Source organism: Komagataeibacter europaeus LMG 18890, assembly GCF_000285295.1.
GTDB classification, from domain to species: domain Bacteria; phylum Pseudomonadota; class Alphaproteobacteria; order Acetobacterales; family Acetobacteraceae; genus Komagataeibacter; species Komagataeibacter europaeus.
Window position 1 is genome coordinate 1 of record NZ_CADP01000290.1, and the last position, 1344, is coordinate 1344.

The window sequence follows — 1344 nt, forward strand, 5'->3', positions numbered from 1 at the left end:
AGGTGAATGGCGTGCGGATCCGCACGGCTACCGGCGGAAACGGACCGCCGCTGCTCATGCTGCATGGTCATCCGCAGATGCATTTGACCTGGCATAAGGTTGCGCCCGCACTGGCGAAACGCTTTACCATCGTGGCCCCAGATCTGCGGGGTTACGGTGATAGCGCCAAGCCTGAAGGTGGGACGGATCACGCCAACTATTCCAAGCGGACCATGGCGGCTGATCAGGTTGGCGTCATGCACCAGCTTGGATTTGAACGGTTCATGGTTGTCGGGCATGACCGGGGCGGACGGGTGGCGCACCGTATGGCGCTGGATGCACCGCAGTCGGTGGAAAAACTGGTGCTGATCGATATCGCACCGACAGCAACGATGTATGCCCGGACCAATATGGAATTCGCCCGACGCTATTTCTGGTGGTTTTTTCTGATCCAGCCTGCCCCCCTGCCCGAAAGGCTGATCAGTGGGGATCCGGACTTCTTTCTCGAAAGCCACATTGCAGGACAGATCAAGATACCAGGATCGGTCGATCCGCGTGTCATGGCCGAATATCGTCGATGCTACGCCGACCCGACAATGCGTCATGCAGCATGCGAAGACTACCGCGCTGCGGCAGGCATCGATCTCGTCCATGATGCAGCTGATGCAGACAGACGGATTGAGGCCCCATTACTGGCTCTATGGGCTGCACGTGGCACCGTGGGCGCGTTATATGATGTTGTCGAGACATGGCGCGAAAAAGCCGTGGACGTGCGGGGATATGCGATCGACTGTGGTCATAGTCCGCAGGAAGAAGCACCGGCAGAACTGCTGCATCGGCTTGATGCGTTTCTCTGACCTTCGCGAAAGAGTTGGAGAGTCAAAGCTCGATTTTCAGTAAGCACCCGGCGACTCTTGCAGTTACCCACAAATCTGCTGTTCTTGAATTTTGTGCTTGATGCAGATGAATCTGTTGTGATTCCTTTTCTGTCACCTTTATGCAGGCGGGGTGTGAGAATGGTACAGGATTGGGTCATACAGGAAATATCCGGATCTGACCTTGGCGACGAGCGCCTGAACAGGCGTCTGGGCACGATGCTCGCGGCACTTGCTGAACGACCGGGCAAGTCTCTCCCGACGGCATTTCAGGATTGGTCTGCGACCAAGGCAGCATATAGATTTTTTGCAAATGCAAATGTAAGCGAAGACAAAATCCTTGAAGGGCATTTTTCTGCTACCGCCCAGCGTTTCGATGCGACTGCAGGGCCAGTCCTGATCCTGCAGGATACAACGGAGTTTTCCTTCACCCGAGCATCTCCCGAAAAGATCGGGTTTACCAAGGTCTCTACGGGAGGCAGGGAAAAAA

Annotated in this window: 2 protein-coding genes; both read left to right on the forward strand. The window is 55.5% G+C overall.

The window, feature by feature from the left end:
• Positions 1-2: 2 nt before the first annotated feature.
• Positions 3-836, forward strand: a complete 834-nt coding sequence (locus GEU01_RS21830) for an alpha/beta fold hydrolase (RefSeq protein WP_081500062.1) — start codon at positions 3-5, stop codon at positions 834-836.
• A gap of 57 nt (positions 837-893) precedes the next feature.
• Positions 894-1344: IS4/Tn5 family transposase DNA-binding protein (locus tag GEU01_RS21835; RefSeq protein WP_198284481.1), on the forward strand; the 451-nt coding region annotated here is incomplete at its 3' end.